The sequence below is a fragment of the Pseudomonas sp. M1 genome (assembly GCF_022760135.1).
In the GTDB taxonomy this organism is placed as follows: Bacteria; Pseudomonadota; Gammaproteobacteria; order Pseudomonadales; family Pseudomonadaceae; genus Pseudomonas; species Pseudomonas citronellolis.
Genome location: NZ_CP094343.1, coordinates 2445820 through 2465177 on the forward strand (window position 1 = coordinate 2445820; position 19358 = coordinate 2465177).

Genomic DNA, 19358 nt, shown 5'->3' on the forward strand with positions numbered 1-19358 from the left:
CACCCCATCATCGCGCGGCTACGCCACGCCGGCGCGCTCAATCTGGAGTTATAGCGATGAGCCTCAACATCTTCTGGTTCCTTCCCACCCACGGCGACGGCCATTACCTTGGCACCGCCGAGGGCGCCCGCGCGGTCGACCACGGCTACCTGCAGCAGGTGGCCCAGGCCGCCGACCGCCTCGGTTTCGGCGGGGTGCTGATCCCCACCGGGCGCTCCTGCGAGGACTCCTGGCTGGTCGCCGCCTCGCTGATCCCGGTGACCCAGCGCCTGAAGTTCCTGGTGGCGCTGCGCCCGGGGATCATTTCGCCGACCGTGGCCGCGCGCCAGGCAGCGACCCTCGACCGCCTGTCCAACGGCCGCGCGCTGTTCAACCTGGTGACCGGCGGCGACCCGGACGAGCTGGCTGGCGACGGCCTGCACCTGAGCCATGAAGAGCGCTACGAGGCCTCCGTCGAATTCACCCGCATCTGGCGCCGCGTGCTGGAAGGCGAGACCGTCGACTACGACGGCAAGCACATCCAGGTACAGGGCGCCAAGCTGCTCTACCCGCCGATCCAGCAGCCGCGCCCGCCGCTGTACTTCGGCGGCTCCTCGGAAGCCGCCCAGGACCTCGCCGCCGAGCAGGTCGAGCTGTACCTGACCTGGGGCGAGCCGCCGGCCGCGGTGGCCGAGAAAATCGCCCAGGTCCGCGAGAAGGCCGCCAAGCAGGGCCGCAGCGTGCGCTTCGGCATCCGCCTGCACGTGATCGTGCGGGAAACCAACGAGGAAGCCTGGAAGGCCGCCGACCGCCTGATCAGCCACCTCGACCAGGACACCATCGACCGCGCCCAGGCCTCGCTCGCCCGCTTCGACTCGGTGGGCCAGCAGCGCATGGCCGCTCTGCACGGCGGCAGCAAGGACAACCTGGAAGTCTCGCCCAACCTCTGGGCCGGCGTCGGCCTGGTGCGCGGCGGCGCCGGCACCGCGCTGGTCGGCGACGGCCCGACCGTGGCCGCGCGGGTGAAGGAATACGCCGAGCTTGGCATCGACACCTTCATCTTCTCCGGCTACCCGCACCTGGAAGAGTCCTACCGCGTCGCCGAACTGCTGTTCCCGCACCTGGACCTCGCCCGCCCGCAGCGGCCCGAAGCCCGCGGCTACGTCAGCCCCTTCGGCGAGATGGTGGCCAACGACATCCTGCCCAAGCAGCAGGCCGCGCAGAGCTGAAGTCGACTTTGTAGGAGCGAGCTTGCTCGCGAACCCCGCGAGCAACCCGGAGAAGCACAAGACATGAAGACAAATACTCTCAACCAAGTGGCTCAGCGCCTGGCGCCCTGGGCCCTGCCGGTGGCCCTGGTGCTGGTCTGGCAGGTGGCGGTGGAGGGCGGTTTCCTCTCCAGCCGCATCCTGCCGGCGCCCAGCGCGGTGGTCGAGGCCGGCTACCAACTGGTGAAGAGCGGCGAGCTCTGGCAACACCTGGCGATCAGCACCTGGCGCGCCGCCATCGGCTTCGTCATCGGCGGCTCCATCGGCCTGGCCCTGGGCCTGGTCACCGGCCTGTCGAAGTGGGGCGAGCGCTTCCTCGACAGCTCGGTGCAGATGATCCGCAACGTGCCGCACCTGGCGCTGATCCCGCTGGTGATCCTGTGGTTCGGCATCGACGAGTCGGCGAAGATCTTCCTGGTCGCCCTCGGCACCCTGTTCCCGATCTACCTGAACACCTACCACGGCATCCGCAACATCGACTCCGGCCTGCTGGAGATGGCGCGCAGCTACGGCCTGTCCGGCTTCGCCCTGTTCCGCCAGGTGATCCTGCCCGGCGCGCTGCCATCGATCCTGGTGGGCGTGCGCTTCGCCCTGGGCTTCATGTGGCTGACGCTGATCGTCGCCGAGACCATCTCCGCCAGCTCCGGCATCGGCTACCTGGCGATGAACGCCCGGGAGTTCCTGCAGACCGACGTGGTGGTCCTGGCGATCCTGCTCTACGCCGTGCTCGGCAAGCTGGCCGACCTCGCCGCCCGCGGCCTGGAGCGCGTCTGGCTGCGCTGGCACCCGGCCTACCAGGCCAAGGGAGGTGCGGCATGAACGCCCTCAGCACTCCGCAGAACCTCAAGCAGGGCATCCCGCTGGCGCTGAACGGCGTGGTCAAGCGCTTCGGCGAGCGCGAGGTGCTCAAGGGCATCGACCTGCGCATCCCGGCCGGCCAGTTCGTCGCCATCGTCGGCCGCAGCGGCTGCGGCAAGAGCACCCTGTTGCGCCTGCTGGCCGGCCTCGACGCCCCCAGCGAAGGTGAGTTGCTGGCCGGCTCCGCGCCCCTGGAAGAGGCCCGCGAAGGCACCCGCCTGATGTTCCAGGACGCCCGCCTGCTGCCGTGGAAGCGGGTGATCGACAACGTCGGCCTGGGCCTGTCCGGCGACTGGCGCAAGCAGGCCCTGGAGGCCCTGGAGGCGGTGGGCCTGGCCGACCGCGCCCGGGAATGGCCGGCCAGCCTGTCCGGCGGCCAGAAGCAGCGCGTGGCCCTGGCCCGCGCGCTGATCCACCGGCCGCGCCTGCTGCTGCTGGACGAGCCGCTGGGCGCGCTGGATGCGCTGACCCGCATCGAGATGCAGCGGCTGATCGAGAACCTCTGGCAGCGCCATGGCTTCACCGTGCTGCTGGTCACCCACGACGTCAGCGAGGCGGTGGCCGTCGCCGACCGGGTGATCCTCATCGAGGAAGGCGAGATCGGCCTGGACCTGAACGTCGACCTGGCCCGCCCGCGCTCCCGCGGCTCGGCGCGCCTGGCCGCGCTGGAGGCCGAGGTGCTCGACCGCGTGCTGGCGTTGCCGCCGCTGCCGCCCGAGCCGGAACCCGTATCCCCACTGCCCACGCAACTGCGCTGGGCGCTCTGATCCACCGTTCATCCGTGCACTACCGACATTCCCCATAGGAGAAACGCCATGACCATCAAAGCCATCAACGTCCGCAACCAGTTCAAGGGCACCGTGAAGGAAATCCTCGAAGGCCCGGTGCTCTCGGAAATCGACGTGCAGACCGCCGCCGGCATCGTCACCTCGGTGATCACCACCCGCTCCGTGAAGGAACTGGAACTGGCCGTGGGCAGCGAAGTGATCGCCTTCGTGAAATCCACCGAGGTGTCCATCGCCAAGCTGTGAGGCGGGGAGGGCGGCGTTTGCGCTGCCCTGGGTGCGAAAAAAAGGCGGACGCCCCTGTGGCGCGTCCGCCTTTTTCTTTGCCGGCGCGCTCTACATCAGCGCCTGGCGCCGCGCCGCCATGTGCGCGAGGTAGTCGATCAGCTGGTCCAGCTCGGTATCGTCGAGGGTTTCCGGGGCGAAGCCGGGCATCTTCGCCTGGGGCCAGCGGCGCAGGCTCTGCGGGTCGCGGATATAGGCGTGGAGGAAGTCCCTGGCGAAGTACTCGGTGGGGCTGTAGGGCTGGTTCAGGTCCGGGCCGAACTGGGCGTCGCCGGCGCCGTTCAGGCGGTGGCAGGCCAGGCAGTGCTTCTGGAACAGGGCGAAGCCGGCCTGCACGTCGGGGCTGGCGTCCTTGGCCGGGAGCAGGGCCGGGAAGCGGATTTCCACCGAATCCAGCACGCGCAGGCTGCTGACCTGGAAGGGCCATTGCTCCGGGCCGATGGCCGAGGCCTGCGGGTCGGTCCAGACCAGGTAGAAGGGCCCGGCCGAGGGCTTGCCCTGGCCCAGCGGCGGCCAGGGCTTCTTTTCGTCCTCGATGGCCAGCCAGGCCCGCGCGCCCTCTTTCTGCAGCAGCGGCGCGGCGGGCAGCTCGGCGGCGAAGCCTTCCAGCGCCACGGCCTGCACGTGGGCGCGGCCGTCCACGCCCTCCAGCAGCGCCGCCAGCGGCACCGCGCGGTAGTGCATGGTGCGCTTGTAGGCCACGTCGTCCTTGATCTCGATGTTGCGCGCCTGGGGGTTGCCCAGCAGCTCGGCGCTGCTCAGCGTGCGCGTGCCGGCGGGCAGCTCCAGGGTCAGTTCGGCGGCGAATACGGTGGGGCAGAGCAGGATCAGCAGCGACAGGATGAAGCGCATGGGCGGGCTCCAGCGATGGGCTGCGCAAACATAGCAGAGGATGCCGACGAACGGCACTGCCACCTGCGCTGCGAGGGCGCGGCCCCTCGGGCGACGCCGGCTTCGCAGCGGCAGGCGGACGGTTGGCTAGCCGACCAGGCGACTGAGGTTGGGGATGATGAGCACCACTGCGGTAACGAAGACGATCAGGCTGGCCTGCCGCCATTTCTTCGGTTGTTGATCCATCATGATGTTCCCGCCTTTCTTGTTGTTGGCCCGCTCCCGCGCGCTCATACGGCCCGGCGCCGGGTGGCTGCGACCTTGGCTTGGCATACCGGCCGCCCCGGCAAGACCCGGCAGCGACGTCCCATAGGTACTGCGAAATTTCAGTCTAAGCCCCGGCTGGCGCGGGCTTAGACGATCTGGCAGCAAATCCTATGGTTCCAGGCATATTCCATCTATATGACAACGCGGTGACGGCTCTGGCTCGCGGCCCGACCGCTCATCCGACCGCCCGTCGGGGCGCCGCCCAGAGCGGTGCGCCAGGCGACCGCCGGTCGGCGCGGCTGAGCGCGGGGGTCAATCCGCCTGAGCGATCCGGTCATTGCCGGCCGCCGCCGCGCGGTTAAGGTAGGCCGACACGCTGCCTGCGTGACCTCCACGCCAAGAGAGCACTCCCAAGAGAGAACGCCATGACCGAAGCATTGATTTACGACGCGGTGCGCACGCCCCGCGGCAAGGGCAAGAAGGACGGCGCGCTGTACAGCGTCAAGCCGGTCGACCTGATGGCCGGCCTGCTGCGCGAAGTGCAGCGGCGCAACCAGCTGGACACCGCGCAGGTCGACGACATCGTCCTGGGCTGCGTGACGCCGGTGGGCGACCAGGGCGCCGACATCGCCAAGACCGCCGCCCTGGTGGCCGACTGGGACGAGCAGGTGGCGGGCGTGCAGATCAACCGCTTCTGCGCCTCGGGCCTGGAGGCGGTCAACCTGGGCGCCATGAAGGTGCGCTCGGGCTTCGAGGACCTGGTGCTGGTGGGCGGCGTGGAATCCATGTCGCGCGTGCCCATGGGCTCGGACGGCGGCGCCTGGGCGCTGGACCCGCAAACCAACCTGCACACCAGCTTCGTGCCCCAGGGCATCGGCGCCGACCTGATCGCCACCCTGGAAGGCTTCAGCCGCAGCGATGTCGACGCCTTCGCCCTGCGCTCCCAGCAGAAGGCCGCCAAGGCCCGCGCCGAGGGGCTGTTCGGCAAGTCCCTGGTGCCGGTCAGCGACCAGAACGGCATCGTCATCCTCGACCACGACGAATTCATCCGCGCCGACTCCACCCTGGAAGGCCTCGGCGCGCTCAAGCCGAGCTTCGAGATGATGGGGCAGATGGGCTTCGACGCCACCGCCCTGCGCAAGTACAGCTACGTCGAGCGCATCGAGCACGTGCACACCCCGGGCAACAGCTCGGGCATCGTCGACGGCGCCGCCGCCATGCTCATCGGCTCCGAGGCCAAGGGCCGCGAGCTGGGCCTGAAGGCCCGCGCGCGGATCGTCGCCACGGCGGTCACCAGCACCGACCCGACCATCATGCTCACCGGCCCCGCGCCGGCCACCCGCAAGGCCCTGGCCAAGGCCGGCCTGCGCGTGGACGAGATCGACCTGTTCGAGGTCAACGAGGCCTTCGCCTCGGTGGTGATGAAGTTCATGAAGGACATGGGCGTGCCGGAGAGCAAGGTCAACGTCAACGGCGGCTCGATCGCCATGGGCCACCCCCTGGGCGCCACCGGCTGCATGATCCTCGGCACCCTGCTCGACGAACTGGAGCGGCGCAACCTGCGCTACGGCCTGGCCACCCTCTGCGTGGGCGGCGGCATGGGCATAGCCACCATCATCGAACGCGTTTAAGGATCGATCATGGGCTACTGCGCTCGGCCATGCTGCGTTGGAAATTCTCCGGGAATGCTCATTGGCTGCAGCCAACTCCGCTTGCCGAAGAATTTCCGCCTTGCCTGACCTTCGCTCGTGACGCCCCTGAAGCGATCCCCCACCCTGGGAAGAAGATAAAAATGACCGAAGCCATCCGCTACGAAAAGGGCCAGGACAACATAGTCGTCCTGACCATGGACATGCCCGGCCAGAGCGCCAACACCATGAACGGCGCCTACCGCGAGGCCATGGCCGCCACCGTCGCCCGCCTGGAGGCCGAGAAGGATTCCATCGCCGGCGTCATCCTGACTTCCGCGAAGAAGACCTTCTTCGCCGGCGGCGACCTCAACGAACTGATCAAGGTCACCAAGGCCGACGCCCCGGCCTTCTACGCCGGCATCCTGGTGCTCAAGGGCCAGCTGCGCCGCCTGGAGACCCTCGGCAAGCCGGTGGTGGCCGCCATCAACGGCGCGGCCCTGGGCGGCGGCTGGGAAATCGCCCTGGCCTGCCACCACCGCATCGCCCTGGACGAAAGCCACGTGCAGCTGGGCCTGCCGGAGGTCACCCTGGGCCTGCTGCCCGGCGGCGGCGGGGTGGTGCGCATGGTGCGCCTGCTGGGCCTGGAGAAGGCCCTGCCGTACCTCGCCGAAGGCAAGAAGGTGCGCCCGGAACAGGCGCTCAAGGCCGGGCTGATCCACCAACTGGCCTCCAGCCGTGAAGACATGCTGGCCAAGGCCCGCGAATGGATCGCCGCCAACCCCAACGCCAAGCAGCCGTGGGACACGGCCGGCTACAAGATCCCCGGCGGCACCCCGTCCAGCCCGAACGTGGCGCAGATGCTGGCCATCGCCCCGAGCGTGCTGCGCGACAAGACCAAGGGCTGCTTCCCGGCGCCGGAGAAGATCATGTGCGCCGCCGTCGAGGGCGCACAGGTGGACTTCGACACCGCGCAGCTGATCGAGGCGCGCTACTTCACCGAGCTGACCACCGGCCAGGTGGCGAAGAACATGATCGGCACCTTCTGGTTCCAGCTCAACGAGATCAACGCCGGCAAGTCGCGCCCGCAGGGCTACCCGCAACAGCAGACGAAGAAGGTCGGCGTGCTCGGCGCCGGCATGATGGGCGCGGGCATCGCCTACGTCTCGGCCGCCGCCGGCATCGAGGTGGTGCTCAAGGACGTCTCCATCGAGGCGGCGGAGAAGGGCAAGGCCTACTCCGCCGCGCTGCTGGAGAAGAAGGTCGGCAAGGGCCAGATGACCGCCGAGAAGCGTGATGCCTTCCTGGCTCGCATCAAGCCGAGCGCCAGCGAAGCCGACTTCGAGGGCTGCGACCTGATCATCGAGGCGGTGTTCGAGGACCGCGCGCTCAAGGGCAAGGTCACCGCCGCCGCCGAGGCCGCCGCGCTGCCTGATGCGGTGATCGCCTCCAACACCTCGACCCTGCCGATCACCGGCCTGGCCCAGGCCGTGGCGCAGCCGCAGAAGTTCATCGGCCTGCACTTCTTCAGCCCGGTGGACAAGATGCCGCTGGTGGAAATCATCCGCGGCGAGAAGACCGACGACGCCACCCTGGCCCGAGCCTTCGACTACGTCCTGCAGATCAGGAAGACGCCGATCGTGGTCAACGACAGCCGCGGCTTCTTCACCTCGCGGGTATTCGGCACCTTCACCAACGAAGGCCTGGCCATGCTCGGCGAGGGCGTGCCGGCGGCGATGATCGAGAACCAGGCGCGCCAGGCCGGCATGCCGGTGGGCCCGCTGGCGATCAGCGACGAGGTCTCGCTGAGCCTGATGAGCCACATCCGCGAACAGACCCGCAAGGACCTGGAGGCCGAAGGCAAGGCCCTGCCGCAGCACCCGGCCTTCGCCGTGGTCGACCTGATGCTCAACGAGTACAAGCGCCCGGGCAAGGCGGCCGGCGGCGGCTTCTACGACTACCCCGCCAACGGCAGGAAACACCTGTGGCCGGAGCTGAAGCAGCGCTTCGAGAAGCCCGACGGCATGATCCCGGCCGAGGACGTGCGCGACCGCATCCTCTTCGTCCAGGCCATCGAGACGGTGCGCTGCGTGGAGGAGGGCGTGCTGCTGTCGACCGCCGACGCCAACATCGGCTCGATCTTCGGCATCGGCTTCGCCGCCTGGAGCGGCGGCGCGCTGCAGTTCATCAACCAGTACGGTCTGCAGGACTTCATCGCCCGCGCGCAATACCTGGCCGAGCAGTATGGCGAGCGCTTCGAGCCGCCGGCGTTGTTGCTGGACAAGGCGTTGCGGGGGGAGACCTTCTGAATGGGTTTGGTGTAGGAGCGAGGGGGACGCCTAGTTCTTGCTCGCGGACGGGAGTTACCTGTGGCAGCGGTGTTCTGGGGGAACTCCGCTCCCTCTCCCTAACCCTCGGCTGCGCGCCCCGCCCTGAAGGGAGAGGGGACCGTTCGGTGTGTGCGGATGCTCTTGAGTTAGCCGGACACGCCGGCGGTTTCAGGTTAAGGCCATTCCTTCTCTTGGCACGGACAAGCCCCCTCTCCCTTCAGGGAGAGGGCTGGGGAGAGGGGACGGAGCAACCGGAAACACCATGGCCGCCGGCGAGCACCATTCGCGAGCAAGCTCGCTCCTACGAAAAGCAAAAGCCAAAGCAGGAATGCGACTCCCCCGAAAACCGCCCCCCACCGCCGGTTTTTTCTTCCCCACGACCCCCGTAGGATGGCGTTGAGCGCAGCGAAACCCATCACCCCCGGGACCCACCATGCCCAACACTCCCGCCCTGATCATCATCGACATGCAAAAAGGTATGGCCAGCACACCGGTCCCCCGCAACAACCCCCACGCCGAAGCCCGCATCGCCGAACTCCTGGCCGCCTGGCGCGCGGCCGGGGCGCCGCTGCTGCACGTCCGGCACATCTCGCGCACGCCGGGCTCGCCGTTCTGGCCGGGGCAGCCGGGGGCGGAGTTCCAGGACGCGCTGGCGCCGCTGGAGCACGAGCAGGTGCTGGAGAAGAACGTCCCCGACGCCTTCGCCAACAGCGGCCTGGAGCGCTGGCTGCGGGTGCGCGGCATCGACACCCTGGTGATCGCCGGCGTCAGCACCAACAACTCGGTGGAAAGCACCGCGCGCAGCGCCGGCAACCTGGGCTTTCGCACCTTCGTGGTGGCCGATGCCTGCTTCGCCTTCGAGCAGCGCGACTACCACGGCACCCTGCGCAGCGCCGAGGAGGTCCACGCCATGGCCCTGGGCAACCTGCAGGGCGAGTACGCCTGGGTGCTGGAGGCCGCGCAGGCGCTGGGGATGGCGCGGGACGGCTGAGCAGCCGGTCGCCATCGTTCCCGCCGGCATTGATGCGCGGCGGTTTTTCGGGTATTTCCCCTGAAATTCCGATGCAAGGAATGGGTTTGTCATCTTGTGTCGTGAAAAAACAGTGTGTAGTTTTCACGGGGCGTGCAGTTTGTTAAGAAAGCGCGCGTTCGTGCCCGCTCAACCTCAGGAACCCACCACTACATGACGCTGCAAATCTGCATTCTGGAAACCGACATCCTGCGTCCCGAGCTGATCGACCAGTACACCGGCTACGGCTGGATGTTCCAGCAGCTGTTCGCCAAGCAACCGGTGCCCGCCGAGTTCAAGGTGTACAACGTGGTGGAGGGCCATTACCCGCCCGACAGCGAGCACTACGACGCCTACCTGGTGACCGGCAGCAAGTACGACTCCTTCGGCGACGAACCCTGGATCCGCACGCTCAAGGACTACCTGCTGAGCCGCTACGAGCGCGGCGACAAGCTGCTGGGCGTGTGCTTCGGCCACCAGCTGCTGGCCCTGCTGCTGGGCGGCAAGACCGAGCGCGCCGACCAGGGCTGGGGCGTGGGCATCCATGACTACCGCATCGAAGAGCAGCCGCAGTGGATGCAGCCGCAACTGGACGACCTGACCCTGCTGGTCAGCCACCAGGACCAGGTCACCCAGCTGCCCGAAGGCGCCCGGCGCATCGCCAGCAGCGACTTCTGCCCGAACGCCGCCTACGCCATCGGCGACCAGGTGCTGTGCTTCCAGGGCCACCCGGAGTTCGTCGCCGACTACTCCCAGGCGATCCTCGACCTGCGCCGCGAGATCTTCAGCGAACCGGTCTACCGGAAGGGCATCGACAGCCTCGACCGCGAGCACCAGGGCGCCACCGTGGCCGAATGGATGATGCGCTTCGTCCAGCTGGGCCGGAAAAAGGACGAGCAGAACGCCGCCTGAGTCCGCCGCGCCCCATCAACGCCGCTCCCCGGAGCGGCGTTTTCGTTCGTGTGCCGAGGCAAACCGCCTTTCGTAGGAGCAACTGTCTGCGTCGAGGTGCTTTTCGTAGGATGGGTTGAGCTTGCGAAACCCATCGGGCCATGGTGATGGGTATCGCTTCGCTCAACCCATCCTACGGGGCTTCCTGGAACTGTAGGATCTCATCCGCGAATCGCGCCGGCACCTCCGGCTATCGCGGACAAGGTTCGCTCCTACGGCTCCAGGGACGCACGGGCGTAGGGCATTCCGCGCAGGATGCCATCCTACACAAGCGCTTTGGCGCGGTCGGCAGGTCAGAGCCAATCCGCCTGCTTGAAGCTGACGTACAGACCGATGCAGCCGATTACCAGCAGGCCCATCACCAGGAAGTAGCCGTAGTGCCAGTGCAGCTCCGGGATGTACTCGAAGTTCATCCCGTAGATGCCGGCCACCGCGGTGGGCAAGCCGAGGATTGCCGCCCAGGCGGCGAACTTGCGCTGCACCACGCTCTGCCGCGAGGACTCCAGCAACAGGCCGACCTCGATGGTCTGGCTGGCGATGTCGCGCAGCGAGTTGAGGTCTTCCAGCAGGCGGTTGACGTGGATCGCCACGTCGCGGAAGTAGGGGCGCATCTGCTTGTCGATGAAGGGGAAGTCCAGGCGCTGCAGCTCCTGGCAGATCTCCACCATGGGCGCCGCGTAGTGGCGCAGCTTGAGCACCTCGCGGCGCAGGCCGTAGATGCGCTCGATCTCCTCCTGGCTCAGCGAGGTGCGCAGGGCGCGCTGCTCCAGCACCTCGATCTCGCCGCGGATTTCCTCCACCACCGGCTCGTAGTTGCCGACCACGAAGTCGAGCAGGGCGTAGAGCACGAAGTCGGTGCCGTGGGCCAGCAGCAGCGGGCGCGCCTCGCAGCGCTGGCGCACCTGCGAGTACGACTGCGAGAAGCCGTGGCGGGCGCTGATGATGTAGCCGATGCCGGCGAACAGGTGGGTTTCCACGAACATCAGCCGGCTGTCCGCGCGCACCGGCGAGTAGATCACCATGAACAGCGCGTCGCCGAAGGTCTCCAGCTTCGGCCGGCTGTGCTTCTCCAGGGCGTCGGCGATCGCCAGCTCGTGCAGGTTGAACTGCTTCTGCAGGTTCATCAGCTCTTCCGGCGTGGGTTCCTGCAGGCCGGTCCAGACGAAGTGGTCGGGCTGGCAGGCCCAGCGATAGCCCGCCTCCAGCGGGATATCGGCGACCTTCTTGCCCTTGCAGTAGACGGCGGATGCGACGACTCGACCCATGGCGCGTTCTCCCGGCAGGCGGAGGCGGGCGGTACCGGCGGGCGCCGGCGGCGATCTGCAAAGTATGGGCAAGCTGGCGCAGGCTGCCAGCGCGGGTTCAGGAGTGCGGGCGCAGGCTCTGCTGCAGCACCGCCAGGGCGTTGGGCAGCACTTCGTTGAAACGCTGGAACAGCGCGCTCTTGTCCACGCCGTCCGGCTGGACGTTGCGGGCGCCCTGGAAGCCGCCGCTCAGGGCCAGTGCCACCAGGACCACGATGCTGTACAGGCCGATGCTGGCGAGGGCGCCGTTGCGCAGGGTGCGGGCGGTGGAGCGGTGCATGGCGAGGGCTGCCGGAAGTGGGAGTGGGGCCAGTTTCCCAGCAGTCTCGTCGATGGGATAACGAAGTTCGTTGCTTTCAACTATCGGTGGAATTGATGTTTTGCCGCCTGCCGCGAGGGGGATGCGGCCTTGATGCGGGTCAAGGTTCGCGGTGCGGCCAGGCGTAACGTGGAAATGAACGGGAGCGCAAGGCAAGGCTTCCGAGGTACTCCACCGAGCAAGGAAAGATTCATGATTCGAGAAGTTGAAGGCGACATTCTGCTGAGCAAGGCCCAGGTCATCGCCCATGGCATCGCGCCCCAGGACCCGTTCGACAGCGGCCTGGCCCTGGCCCTGCGCGAGCGCTGGCCGTCGCTGGTCCGCGACTACCGTCATGCGGCCCATGCCTCGGCGCCCGCGCCGGGCTCCATCTGGGCCTGGTCGGGGGTGGACGCCGACGGTTCGACCCGCGGCATCGTCAACCTGCTCACCCAGGACATGCAGGGCAGCGGGCGCAGCGCCAAGCCGGCCAAGGCCAGCCTGGAGAACGTCGGGCACTGCCTGCGGGAGCTGGCGAAGTACGTCGAGGGGGAGGGCGTCCGCAGCCTGGCGCTGCCATGCCTGGCCACCGGTGTCGGCGGGCTGGACTGGAAGGATGTGCGACCGTTGCTGGACAGGTATCTCGGCCATCTGGACATCCCCGTAGTGGTCTATGCGGTCTATCGCAAGGGAGTCGCCGCCGACGAGAAGCTCGGCTGAGGCGTGGCCGGCGGCCTGGCGCGTCCCGGAGCCGGGGCGCGTGGGGCCGTCGGAATGCCGGCGAGCGACGGTCAGCCCTGGTGGGCGGGGGTAGCGTCGTGCTGCTGGCTGGCGGTCCGCTCGGCCTGATGCTGCAGCGCGGCCTGGTTCAGGTTGACCATGCGGTTCTGCATCAGCGGCGATTCTTCGGCGAAGCCGGACTGGGCGCCGAGCAGAGTGGCGCTGGCGAGGAGGGCAGTGGCGATCAGTTGCAGTTTCATGATGAACACCTCGTTGGTTGCTTTTCCTGTGGGTTCATCAATAGGTTAACGCGCAATAATTTTTGAAAAAGACTGAACGGGCTTAATCAGTTTTGCCTTTTTCGTAACTATTCGAGGCGCCCCGTAGGAGCAACTGTCTTGCGCCGAGGTGCTCTTCGTAGGATGGGTTGAGCTTGCGAAACCCATGCGGTTGCGCTGATGGGTATCGCTTCGCTCAACGCCATCCTACGAAAAGCCGTGCCCGCCCGTATGGTAGGAGCGGATCTCATCCGCGAATCGCGCCGATATGTCCGGCTATCGCGGACAAGGTCCGCTCCTACGGGGAAACGCCATGCCTGATGGCGAATTGTAGGAGCGGGCCCTGCCCGCGAAATCGCGCGCAGGGCGCGCTCCTACAGGGGAATGGCATCGGCGCTCGGGCTTTCCCCTCACCCCAGCCCTCTCCCGGAGGGAGAGGGGGCCAGTCTGCGCCGAGAGAAGGCCTGGTTTCAGCCGGCAACCCCTGCGCTAGCCGGCTAACGCCGAAACACCAACGCACGCCGAACGGTCCCCTCTCCCTCCGGGAGAGGGTTAGGGTGAGGGGGCCGCAGGCCTGCTCGCTCGATTCCGTGCCCCTATGCGCTTCGTGAGGCACGGCATTTCCCCCGCACCTGTAAGCGGGCCCTGCCCGCGATATCGCGCGCAGGGCGCGCTCCTACAGGGGAATGGCATCGGCGCTCGGGCTTTCCCCTCACCCCAGCCCTCTCCCGGAGGGAGAGGGGGCTAGTCCGTGCCGAGAGAAGGCCTGGTTTCAGCCGGCAACCCCTGCGCTAGCCGGCTAACGCCGAAACACCAACGCACGCCGAACGGTCCCCTCTCCCTCCGGGAGAGGGTTAGGGTGAGGGGGCCGCAGGCCTGCTCGCTCGATTCCGTGCCTCTATGCGCTTCGTGAGGCACGGCAGTTCCCCCGCACCTGTAAGCGGGCCCTGCCCGCGAAATCGCGTGCAGGGCGCGCTCCTACAGGGGAATGGCATCGGCGCTCGGGCTTTCCCCTCACCCCAGCCCTCTCCCGGAGGGAGGGGGAGCTAGTCCGTGCCGAGAGAAGGCCTGGTTTCAGCCGGCGATCCCTGTGCTAGCCGGATAACGCCGAAACACCCATGTACTCCGAACGGTCCCCTCTCCCTCCGGGAGAGGGTTAGGGTGAGGGGGCCGCAGGCCTGCTCGCTCGATTCCGTGCCCCTATGCGCTTCGTGAGGCACGGCATTTCCCCTGCACCTGTAAGCGGGCCCTGCCCGCGAAATCGCGCGCAGGGCGCGCTCCTACAGGGGAATGGCATCGGCGCTCGGGCTTTCCCCTCACCCCAGCCCTTTCCCGGAGGGAGAGGGGGCTAGTGCCGAGAGAAGGCCTGGTTTCAGCCGGCGATCCCTGCGCTAGCCGGCTAACGCCGAAACACCAACGCACGCCGAACGGTCCCCTCTCCCTCCGGGAGAGGGTTAGGGTGAGGGGGGCCGCAGGCCTGCTCGCTCGATTCCGTGCCTCTATGCGCTTCGTGAGGCACGGCATTTCCCCCGCACCTGTAGGAACAGTGGGGCGGCGTAGGAGCACCTCAGCCCAGGTGCTGCTTGTCCTTCTCGATGGCCTGGTCGAGGGTTTCCAGCAGTTGCCGGCGCACCTTCAGCTTGGTGTTGCGGTGCGCGGTCATGTTCAGTTTCTTCAACTGCTGGGCGGCGGCGCGGGCGGTGTCCAGCAGCTCCTCGGCGCTCACCACCTTGTCCAGGAAGCCGGCGGCCATGGCCTCCTGCGGGGCGAACATCTCGGCGTTGATCACCGAACGGTTGAAGGCCGACTTGCGCAGGCGGTCGCGGGCCAGTTCGATGCCCACGTGGTGCATGGTCATGCCGATGGCCACTTCGTTCAGGCCGATCTGGAAGGGGCCGTCGACGCCGATGCGGTAGTCCGCCGAGAGCAGCAGGAAGGCGCCCTTGGCCACCGCGTGGCCGGGGCAGGCGACGATGATCGGGTAGGGGTGGGCCAGCATGCGCCGGGCCAGGGTCGAGCCGGCGGCCACTAGGGCCACGGCGTTCTCCGGGCCGGAGGTCATCACCTTGAGGTCGTAGCCGCCGGAAAGGATGCCCGGCTGGCCGGTGAGGATCACCACCGCGCGGTCCTGCTCGGCACGGTCCAGCGCCTGGTTGAAGGCCTCGATCACGGCGGGGGAGATGGCATTCACCTTGCCGTTGGCGAGGGTCAGGGTGGCGACGCCGTCGTCGAGTTGATAGCTGATCAGTTCACTCATGGCAGGACATCCGGAAAAGGGGCGTGGCGCAGAACATACTGGCGGCCACGGCGACCGTAAAGCGCTGTGTCCGACCGGCCGGTCACCGCGGTTTTGCGACGGACTTCACTCTCCGATGGGCGAGCCGGTGAATTTCGCGGGGTGTGCGTGGAGGCGCGCAGGCCGTGCTGTTAAGCTGCCAGCACCGCCGTCCGTATCAATCCGCTTACAGGGAAGTCCTTCCGAATGTCGAAACTGCTCAAGTGGGGCCTGCTCGGCATCGTGGCCGTCGCGCTCATCATCAAGGTGTCGCTGTGGCTGTCCGTGCGCAGCATCGTCGACGACGCCGTGGCGCGCCTGTCGCCGATGGTGGAGATCACCTACGGCGGGATTTCCTCTTCCTTCGACGGCCGCGTCGGCCTGAAGAACGTGGAGATCCGCGTGCCGGCCGCCCGCGACAGCCTGAAGGTGGCCCATGCCCAGCTCAGGTTCAACGGCCTGCGCGAGCTGCTGAGCTTCAAGGAGCGCCTGGCCGAGGGCAAGCTGCCCAAGCAGATGGCCATGGAACTCACCGGCGTCGAGCTGCAGGTGCACGGCCCGTTCATGCAGGCGCTGTACCAGCAGCCGGCGGAGAGCAGCGTGTTCACCGCCATGAGCGAGGTGGCCTGCGGCAACATCCGCAACATCGGCTCCGACGAGCTGCTGCAGATGGGCTACCGCACCCTGGAGTCGGACATCGAGTTCTCGTACCTGTTCGAGCCCGGCGCGCAGAAGCTGACCTTCAACCTGCGCTCGGACGCCCGCGGCATGCTCGACACCCGCGTCGGCATGTCCCTGAGCAACGTTTCCGAGCGCCCCGGCGACATGCGCGTGAACCCGCCGCGGGTGTCCCAGGTGACCGTCGAGCTGGACGACAACCAGTACCAGCGCAAGGTCCAGGAATTCTGCGCCGCGCGCCTGGGCGTCAAGCGCGAGGAGTACCTCAAGCAGGCCCTGGCGCAGTTCGACAAGGCCATGCGCAGCCAGCGCGTGGCGCTGGACCAGCCGCTGCTCGACGCCTACGCCCGCTACCTGGCCGACCCGCAGTCGCTGCGCCTGGAACTCAACCCCAGCGAGGGCATGACCTGGAGCGGGCTGCAGTTCTTCGAGGCCAAGGACGTGGTCGGCATGCTGCGCCCGGTGGTGCTGGTGAACCAGCAGGCGGTGAACCCGATCGGCTTCGCCTGGGTCGACCCGCTGAAGCACAAGGTCACCGCCGATTCGGCCACGCATAAGATTTCAGCCGAAGAAACGGTTGAGTCGGAGAAGAGAACGCAGCAATATGGCTTCGTCAGTATCGACAGCCTTGCCCAGTACACCGGCAAGCGCCTGCAGTTCATCACCTTCGATGGTGCCTATTATCAGGGTGTACTGCACAAGGTGGAGAACGGACGAGTCTATATCACGGTCCTCATGGGGACGGGCTCGGCCGAGATGAACCTCCGCCTGAACAAGATCAATCAGGTGCGTGTCGAGTTGTGAGACGCGCAAGAGGAGAGTGCAAGTGAGTGAGTCGTTGTCCATCCATCATGATGAGTCCAGCCACCAGTTCGTCACGACTGTGGACGGTCATCGTGCCTACCTGGCCTACATGGATCTGGGCAAGCAGACGCTGGACATCTACCGCACCTTCGTGCCCGACAGCCTGCGCGGCCGCGGCATCGCCGCAGCGCTCACCGAGCACGCGCTGCAGTATGCTGAGCGCAAGGGCTACAGCGTGATTCCCTCCTGCTCCTACGTCGAGCGCTACCTGGAGCGCCATCCGCGCCACGCCGACCGCATGGCCTGAGCCGCCAGCACCCATGAAAACGCCGGGCATTGCCCGGCGTTTTGTTTCTGTAATTTATTGATATCTATGAGTTAAATTTTTCTATTCGTATTTTTCCCACACCTTTACCCACACTAATTTTCATGCTGGGATTGTTGGCTTCCTCAGCCGATTCTATTCCTACCTCGTCGACCACAGGCCGGTCGGATGAGTAACCGCCAAGAACTGTGTGAGTAGGTGGTCGAGTAGGGATACGCCGCTACTACAGCTGTGCTGGCGGCTGTGTCAGTAGCACGAGATGCTTGACAGGAGCGACTACAGCATTGGAGACGGCTGAAGCGTCCTGGATAATTGGTAGCCGGCGTAGAGCGAAGCATTCTTGGCGTTTACCCCGTCGACGTTCATCTGCCAGGCCGAGCCAGCTAGTACCTGCAGAATGTTGCAAAGCGTTTTTGGTGGGCGGTAGGAAGCGGTCGGGTGTAGAGAATGTTTATATGCCCGGAGTCGGCTGAGCACAGTGCATAGCCGGAACATATAACGAAAGACCCAATTATCTCCTGGTCGCTGAACTTCATGCTCGGAGTGATGGTGTGTTGTTTTTATTCTGAGTTAATTGGCTGTTCGCGCAGTGCTTGAATTCCGGATTTTAAGTATGCTCCTTTTAAGTCTTCCATCTGAAGCAGGATCTCAATAATTCTATTTCGTGGGAGTTCGTATTTTTTGCAGAATTTTTCTAGTCGTTTAGTAGCTTTGTTAGTGAGTGTCAGGTTGCATTGTTTCTTGTTGCCGTTCTTTTCTCGGCGGAGTTCCTGTCGCCATAGTTTTCTAACTGTAGCTATACAGAAAGCTTTCTCCATGTTTGTCATCTCAAGTTTGTCGAAATACAAGAGTAGATCTTCATGGCAGCTAGGAAAGCGCTGGAAGGGGAGACGCTCTTTATGATGTTTTCTCAGCCAGTCGGAAAGTAAGCGGCAGGTGCGATCTTCGCTTTCCTTTATCCATTCCAGCTTTTTGTCAATGTCTTTTTGCTCGTCCCATTGCCTCTCGAGTTCCGCACAATACTTCAGCTTCTCCTCTTTATCTACATCCCAGCAGTCGATAGTCGCTATTAGCAAATCCCTACCTCGAAGAGTCGGAGGTGCATCGAACCCATCGCCTATTGAGTTGAGAATTTTACGCTCGATCCACTCATGCTGACGCCTGCTTTCAGTTATCCAGCTGAGTTGGTTGTCTGGAATTAAGAAGTCCCTTTCAGCCTTTTTTATTTTGGCAACGTTAATGTTTGAATCTTTGATGCTGAAAGCCATGCACTCACGCATGTCTCCACCCATTCGGTGTCGGTCGTACTTCGCCACTTTAATGCTGACCAGAAAGCACCAAAGCCAGTTGTCCCGTCGAGCACTGTAACGGGTATCGCTTAGGATTCGCGCAAGCATGTCGTCGATGTGGAAGGAGTTTTCGGGAAGTGTACGTTTTGATGGCATGAGATGATTAGGTCTCTAGAGGCGAAATAGAGCTATTGTAGAGGGTTTCTAGAATTATTATAGAAGGCTTCTAGAAGCTTTCAAGAGGCTGTATAGAGGTATTTTTTATTTTAAATTATCAAGGCGATCCCCGATTTTTCTGGGCTGTAGACATATTTTTGTGGGGGCTGGTTCCGAATCGGCTTAAGCCTAGCTCTAGCGTAGCGTGCCCGATGAAGCTATCTAGGAATCGGTAGATAAAAACAGATTCCGCCAATCCTCTGAACGAACACGAGGAGCCCGTTCATGAGGATCATCCGCCTGAAAGAAGTCATCGATTCGACTGGCTTGGCACGGTCGACCATCTACAAATACATCGGGGAAGGTACTTTCCCGAAGCCGGTGTCACTGGGCGACCGCTGTGTTGGCTGGGTAGACAGCGAGGTGCATGACTGGATCTTGGCTAGGATCGAGGAGCGTGACATGACAGAGAGTACTGCGGTGCGCCCCACCAGCCACCTGAGTGTAGCCAGCTAGAAACGATCATTTGCGCCATGGCTGGCTACGGCTGGCCATGGCGTTTATGCCGCTTGGGAAGCTTTTGTGTTCTTAGTCAACTCTTCCTGAGTGCGGTTCGGCAAATTTCATGGTGGGCCTTGGCAGGTGCATTTCATTTCCTAGGCCTCTTGGGATTGGTGTTAGTGGTCCTGATCGATGATTTATTTTCGGAGTGACGGGGTGGCAATAAATGCCTGTGTGGCCTGATAGTTCGAAATAAATTACTCAGGCTGATAGGACGGTGGGGTTTCGGTGTGGGTAATATGTTTTATATGTCTCTATTATTTGTCTAGTCATATCTGTTTAGTTACTAATTGCCTAGCTCGCAGTTGTCTGGCTGGTGCTTGTAGGATTAGCAGTTATCTAGCTGGAGCTTTTCCAGTCAGTACTTGTCCGGTCACTCACTGCCTCATGATCTTCATTCAGCCGCTCAGTTATGTTCTGATCTTGCTCGTGAATTAACCAGTTAGACTTCTGCTACTGTCTCTCTGAGGTTATACCAG

Annotated in this window: 18 protein-coding genes; 12 read left to right on the forward strand and 6 right to left on the reverse strand. The window is 64.8% G+C overall.

The genetic code is table 11. The features are described from left to right. The first annotated feature begins 56 nt into the window (after positions 1 to 56). The 4 genes from ssuD (at position 57) to PM1_RS11050 (ending at position 3136) form a co-directional block, all read left to right on the forward strand. Complete coding sequence (gene ssuD, locus PM1_RS11035; RefSeq protein ID WP_009618807.1) at positions 57 to 1208, forward strand: FMNH2-dependent alkanesulfonate monooxygenase; 1152 nt, start codon at positions 57 to 59, stop codon at positions 1206 to 1208. A gap of 63 nt (positions 1209 to 1271) precedes the next feature. Then, positions 1272 to 2066 carry an aliphatic sulfonate ABC transporter permease SsuC gene (gene ssuC, locus PM1_RS11040; protein WP_009618809.1) on the forward strand — a complete coding sequence of 265 codons (795 nt, stop codon included), beginning with the start codon at positions 1272 to 1274 and terminating at the stop codon, positions 2064 to 2066. Then, positions 2063 to 2872: an aliphatic sulfonates ABC transporter ATP-binding protein gene (gene ssuB, locus PM1_RS11045; RefSeq protein ID WP_009618811.1), complete on the forward strand. Its 810-nt coding sequence runs from the start codon at positions 2063 to 2065 to the stop codon at positions 2870 to 2872. Before ssuC ends, ssuB begins: the two co-directional genes overlap by 4 nt. Positions 2873 to 2920: 48 nt before the next feature. After that, the gene (locus PM1_RS11050; RefSeq protein WP_009618813.1) at positions 2921 to 3136 is read left to right on the forward strand and encodes a TOBE domain-containing protein; all 216 of its coding nucleotides are present in this window, start codon (positions 2921 to 2923) and stop codon (positions 3134 to 3136) included. A 90-nt stretch (positions 3137 to 3226) separates the two neighbouring features. On the opposite strand, the gene PM1_RS11055 is transcribed toward PM1_RS11050, so the two are convergent. Then, entirely contained in the window at positions 3227 to 4027 is an 801-nt protein-coding gene (locus PM1_RS11055; protein WP_009618814.1) for a c-type cytochrome, read from the reverse strand. Between the two features lie 671 nt (positions 4028 to 4698). Here PM1_RS11055 and PM1_RS11060 point away from each other — a divergent pair. The 4 genes from PM1_RS11060 to PM1_RS11075 all read left to right on the forward strand — a co-directional run bounded on the left by PM1_RS11060 (position 4699) and on the right by PM1_RS11075 (position 10152). Further along, on the forward strand, positions 4699 to 5904 hold the full coding sequence (locus PM1_RS11060; protein ID WP_009618816.1) for an acetyl-CoA C-acetyltransferase: 1206 nt from the start codon (positions 4699 to 4701) through the stop codon (positions 5902 to 5904). A 161-nt stretch (positions 5905 to 6065) separates the two neighbouring features. Continuing rightward, positions 6066 to 8210 carry a 3-hydroxyacyl-CoA dehydrogenase NAD-binding domain-containing protein gene (locus PM1_RS11065; protein WP_009618817.1) on the forward strand — a complete coding sequence of 715 codons (2145 nt, stop codon included), beginning with the start codon at positions 6066 to 6068 and terminating at the stop codon, positions 8208 to 8210. A 454-nt stretch (positions 8211 to 8664) separates the two neighbouring features. Beyond that, positions 8665 to 9222 carry a cysteine hydrolase family protein gene (locus tag PM1_RS11070; protein WP_009618818.1) on the forward strand — a complete coding sequence of 186 codons (558 nt, stop codon included), beginning with the start codon at positions 8665 to 8667 and terminating at the stop codon, positions 9220 to 9222. A gap of 192 nt (positions 9223 to 9414) precedes the next feature. Beyond that, on the forward strand, positions 9415 to 10152 hold the full coding sequence (locus tag PM1_RS11075; RefSeq protein ID WP_009618824.1) for an amidotransferase: 738 nt from the start codon (positions 9415 to 9417) through the stop codon (positions 10150 to 10152). A 332-nt stretch (positions 10153 to 10484) separates the two neighbouring features. On the opposite strand, the gene PM1_RS11080 is transcribed toward PM1_RS11075, so the two are convergent. Together PM1_RS11080 and PM1_RS11085 are read right to left on the reverse strand one after the other, a co-directional pair. Further along, positions 10485 to 11456: a magnesium and cobalt transport protein CorA gene (locus tag PM1_RS11080; protein WP_009618833.1), complete on the reverse strand. Its 972-nt coding sequence runs from the start codon at positions 11454 to 11456 to the stop codon at positions 10485 to 10487. Between the two features lie 97 nt (positions 11457 to 11553). After that, on the reverse strand, positions 11554 to 11775 hold the full coding sequence (locus tag PM1_RS11085) for a hypothetical protein (protein WP_009618835.1): 222 nt from the start codon (positions 11773 to 11775) through the stop codon (positions 11554 to 11556). Positions 11776 to 12006: 231 nt separating this feature from the next. Here PM1_RS11085 and PM1_RS11090 point away from each other — a divergent pair, with 231 nt between their 5' ends. Continuing rightward, positions 12007 to 12513, forward strand: coding sequence for a macro domain-containing protein (locus PM1_RS11090; protein WP_009618837.1), 507 nt, complete (start codon positions 12007 to 12009; stop codon positions 12511 to 12513). Between the two features lie 71 nt (positions 12514 to 12584). On the opposite strand, the gene PM1_RS11095 is transcribed toward PM1_RS11090, so the two are convergent. Further along, complete coding sequence (locus PM1_RS11095) at positions 12585 to 12773, reverse strand: hypothetical protein (protein ID WP_009618839.1); 189 nt, start codon at positions 12771 to 12773, stop codon at positions 12585 to 12587. A gap of 1585 nt (positions 12774 to 14358) precedes the next feature. Beyond that, positions 14359 to 15048 carry a crotonase/enoyl-CoA hydratase family protein gene (locus tag PM1_RS11100; protein ID WP_009623400.1) on the reverse strand — a complete coding sequence of 230 codons (690 nt, stop codon included), beginning with the start codon at positions 15046 to 15048 and terminating at the stop codon, positions 14359 to 14361. Between the two features lie 225 nt (positions 15049 to 15273). Between PM1_RS11100 and PM1_RS11105 the strand changes: the two genes are divergently transcribed. After that, positions 15274 to 16548, forward strand: coding sequence for a hypothetical protein (locus PM1_RS11105; protein WP_009623399.1), 1275 nt, complete (start codon positions 15274 to 15276; stop codon positions 16546 to 16548). 22 nt (positions 16549 to 16570) lie between these two features. Then, on the forward strand, positions 16571 to 16855 hold the full coding sequence (locus tag PM1_RS11110) for a GNAT family N-acetyltransferase (RefSeq protein WP_009623398.1): 285 nt from the start codon (positions 16571 to 16573) through the stop codon (positions 16853 to 16855). Positions 16856 to 17433: 578 nt separating this feature from the next. Here the strand turns inward: PM1_RS11110 and PM1_RS11120 are convergent. Next, positions 17434 to 18141, reverse strand: a complete 708-nt coding sequence (locus PM1_RS11120; RefSeq protein WP_152604479.1) for a hypothetical protein — start codon at positions 18139 to 18141, stop codon at positions 17434 to 17436. Positions 18142 to 18603: 462 nt separating this feature from the next. Here PM1_RS11120 and PM1_RS11125 point away from each other — a divergent pair, with 462 nt between their 5' ends. Further along, complete coding sequence (locus PM1_RS11125) at positions 18604 to 18834, forward strand: helix-turn-helix transcriptional regulator (protein WP_009623396.1); 231 nt, start codon at positions 18604 to 18606, stop codon at positions 18832 to 18834. Positions 18835 to 19358 lie beyond the last annotated feature (524 nt).

Bases quoted from the DNA above. Each gene is read 5' to 3' on its own strand.
- PM1_RS11065 (WP_009618817.1), top strand. From the start codon at position 6,066: ATGACCGAAGCCATCCGCTACGAAAAGGGCCAGGACAACATAGTCGTC.
- PM1_RS11075 (WP_009618824.1), top strand. From the start codon at position 9,415: ATGACGCTGCAAATCTGCATTCTGGAAACCGACATCCTGCGTCCCGAG.
- PM1_RS11055 (WP_009618814.1), bottom strand. From the start codon at position 4,027: ATGCGCTTCATCCTGTCGCTGCTGATCCTGCTCTGCCCCACCGTATTC.
- PM1_RS11125 (WP_009623396.1), top strand. From the start codon at position 18,604: ATGAGGATCATCCGCCTGAAAGAAGTCATCGATTCGACTGGCTTGGCA.
- PM1_RS11090 (WP_009618837.1), top strand. From the start codon at position 12,007: ATGATTCGAGAAGTTGAAGGCGACATTCTGCTGAGCAAGGCCCAGGTC.
- ssuD (WP_009618807.1), top strand. From the start codon at position 57: ATGAGCCTCAACATCTTCTGGTTCCTTCCCACCCACGGCGACGGCCAT.
- ssuB (WP_009618811.1), top strand. From the start codon at position 2,063: ATGAACGCCCTCAGCACTCCGCAGAACCTCAAGCAGGGCATCCCGCTG.
- PM1_RS11100 (WP_009623400.1), bottom strand. From the start codon at position 15,048: ATGAGTGAACTGATCAGCTATCAACTCGACGACGGCGTCGCCACCCTG.
- PM1_RS11085 (WP_009618835.1), bottom strand. From the start codon at position 11,775: ATGCACCGCTCCACCGCCCGCACCCTGCGCAACGGCGCCCTCGCCAGC.
- PM1_RS11060 (WP_009618816.1), top strand. From the start codon at position 4,699: ATGACCGAAGCATTGATTTACGACGCGGTGCGCACGCCCCGCGGCAAG.
- PM1_RS11120 (WP_152604479.1), bottom strand. From the start codon at position 18,141: ATGGCTTTCAGCATCAAAGATTCAAACATTAACGTTGCCAAAATAAAA.
- ssuC (WP_009618809.1), top strand. From the start codon at position 1,272: ATGAAGACAAATACTCTCAACCAAGTGGCTCAGCGCCTGGCGCCCTGG.
- PM1_RS11105 (WP_009623399.1), top strand. From the start codon at position 15,274: ATGTCGAAACTGCTCAAGTGGGGCCTGCTCGGCATCGTGGCCGTCGCG.
- PM1_RS11095 (WP_009618839.1), bottom strand. From the start codon at position 12,773: ATGAAACTGCAACTGATCGCCACTGCCCTCCTCGCCAGCGCCACTCTG.
- PM1_RS11050 (WP_009618813.1), top strand. From the start codon at position 2,921: ATGACCATCAAAGCCATCAACGTCCGCAACCAGTTCAAGGGCACCGTG.
- PM1_RS11080 (WP_009618833.1), bottom strand. From the start codon at position 11,456: ATGGGTCGAGTCGTCGCATCCGCCGTCTACTGCAAGGGCAAGAAGGTC.
- PM1_RS11070 (WP_009618818.1), top strand. From the start codon at position 8,665: ATGCCCAACACTCCCGCCCTGATCATCATCGACATGCAAAAAGGTATG.